The sequence below is a fragment of the Pararhodonellum marinum genome (genome assembly GCF_015354735.1).
Lineage (GTDB): Bacteria > Bacteroidota > Bacteroidia > Cytophagales > Cyclobacteriaceae > Pararhodonellum > Pararhodonellum marinum.
The window spans coordinates 1-2,328 of sequence record NZ_JACEFJ010000033.1 but is presented as its reverse complement, the minus strand read 5'-3'; the positions used below and the strand labels follow the sequence as shown (position 1 = coordinate 2,328).

Sequence of the window (2,328 nt, the reverse complement as noted above, 5' to 3'; positions counted from 1 at the left end):
AGTGGTTGTTATTTTTTTCCCGTTTTTAAATTCATTTTGTCTATCTGTTCCGATTCCATTCATTCGATTGATTGTAAAAGTTTTAGATTCAGCGTCTTCAATAACAGTAGTTTTGTAATACACTCTGTATTTATCTTTCGAATAACCTAAATCTAATATTTCAAAAGTTTCATAGTCAATATTTTGTAGTGATTGTCCTTGATAGTAAAATCTATTTTTATCTTTTTGCCATCGTGAATCAACTATTTTAAATGTTTCAGAATGACTATTTTTAATCCGTTCTTTTCCTTTAAATGCTGTTTCATTATCCTTTCCATAATGACAACCTAAATATTCAAAAGTCAATGGGTCTGCATTGAAGATAGTGTCTCGATAAGATACAGTATTATCTTTAATTTTATATGTATCACAAAATCCAATATATCCTGCTTCTTTTCTTTTTTGATTCTCTAATATTCTGTCACTTTTAAACTTCCGGCTTGAATTATATTGGTCAATAAAAAAATAAGAAAGGCTACAAATCATTAATATTGGCAGTATATATCCTGCAAGATTATATTTTTTATAAAGTCTAGCGTTCAGTTCGAAAAAAAGAATCAAATAAAGCGGGTATAAATTTACTCCGAAAAAAAGAAACCAAACTAGCATCGGATTTGCGTTCGGGTCATCAAAAAAGAAAATTGACATATAAAACATCAATGGCCAAAAAAGTATTGGAATCAGAATAACCCAATTTATCAACTTAAATTTTCTTGGTATTTCTTTCGAAAATGATATTAGTTCAAAGTTCTGCATTCGTTTTAAAACAACTAAGGGTTTGCGCATATGGCTTTTAGCGGCTTCCGAAGCGAAATCCTTTCTTTCCAAGATAATCTCCATGAGAAGTCAAAACCCGAATTTACGATAATCCCGCCATAAGCTATATACGCTGTTGGCATTAGTGTTTTTATTTCTTCAGATCTTTTATCCATCTGTCACTTGGCCCTTCACCTTCATAGAATACCAAGTCAGCGTTTCCAAAGACGATCAAAGTCCCCATCCCCATTCCAATTGTCTCTGTTAGGGCATTATCGATTTTCATTCTCTTTCCGTCAATTTCGCTGTTTTCGGAAATCACATAACAATCTTGAGTTGATTTGATTCTCTTGAGTTTTTCATTGATTACATCCCATTCACTTGTTTTTATTTCTTCGAAATTGTCAAGTTGGGAACTGAAATGAGCCAATTCGTCTGTGAATTTTTTTCTGGTCTTGGGTTTCTTGATAAAATTTAAATACCGTTCTCTCTTACTCTTGACGATATAATTCTCAATAACTTTCGTTTCTATATTGATGTCTGGGTTCATTTTACATTAATGCCAACGGGATTCAGCCTGGAGACGGCGGGCTTGTCTGACGCTAGGCAGGCATTCGGGCCACTTCTTTTCCAGCCTACTCCTAACTTCTTAAAGATAGCAACCTTTCAATTTACTCTGAACCGCCCGCTGTTTCCAAGGTGATGTTAGCGAAAGTTTATTTTTAATTTCAAATTTTGAATGAATTAGTATGATTAAAACAAATCAGTTTCAACTTATATATGTCGTTCTACACCAATCTTTTACATCTCCATTTTTATTAAGTATTATATGATAAATGATTCCTGTCGAACCATTGACTTCATTTGAATTGATTGTAACCAAGAATATATCTTCAAACTCAATAGCACTAAAAACATAAAGGTCATGAGCCAATCCAAACACTGGATTTCTCCACCTATTCCATCGATTTTTAGGGTGAACCTTGTCCTTCCTATTTTTAAAAGCTGATACTTTTTTTATTCCTTTTGGTACTTCTAATCTTACTTCTTCGTAGTTGGTTGTAGAATCTTGTGATAAGGATCTTAATTGCTTTTCCAACTTTACCCCTTCTTTATTCCAATCTATTCCACTTCTTGTAAGACCTGCTTCTTCTCTCTGCCTATCTTCACTTTGCTTACAAAATGGTAGTCCCCACATTGAGATGATTGTTGATTCGGTATCAAAATAACCTTTATCGATTCTTCCATCAAATCTAAAAATCCTTACATGTTTTTCACTTTTTAAAATAGAATCAGCAAGAAAATTTATTGCCCTTTGCTCGATATTCTGGTCAAAACCTTGGGAATATGAATTTGTGGTTATGATACAAAATAGGATTGACAGGATCTTCTTCACGGTGTTTTAATTTTCGCCAACGTTGGTACATATGAAGTGCAGGATTTTTTGAAACACGTCACTGTCCACGTTGATATACTAAATTAGTTGATTGCATGTAAATGGCAACACCAAACCCCTGCATGGCATATGTATTT

3 protein-coding genes are annotated in these 2,328 nt (G+C 33.2%); all 3 read right to left on the bottom strand.

All coding sequences use genetic code 11. The features are described from left to right. The coding region (locus H1A14_RS22970; RefSeq protein ID WP_194778658.1) for a DKNYY domain-containing protein at positions 1-867 on the bottom strand (867 nt) is incomplete at its 3' end. Between the two features lie 79 nt (positions 868-946). Further along, positions 947-1,345 (bottom strand): hypothetical protein, encoded by a 399-nt coding sequence (locus H1A14_RS22965; protein ID WP_194778657.1) that lies wholly within the window; start codon positions 1,343-1,345, stop codon positions 947-949. 219 nt (positions 1,346-1,564) lie between these two features. Next, positions 1,565-2,191, bottom strand: coding sequence for a hypothetical protein (locus H1A14_RS22960; protein ID WP_194778656.1), 627 nt, complete (start codon positions 2,189-2,191; stop codon positions 1,565-1,567). Positions 2,192-2,328: the final 137 nt, after the last annotated feature.

What these genes read in the sequence shown, in the direction of transcription:
- H1A14_RS22965 (WP_194778657.1), bottom strand. Translation starts at nt 1,345, where the DNA reads ATGAACCCAGACATCAATATAGAAACGAAAGTTATTGAGAATTATATC.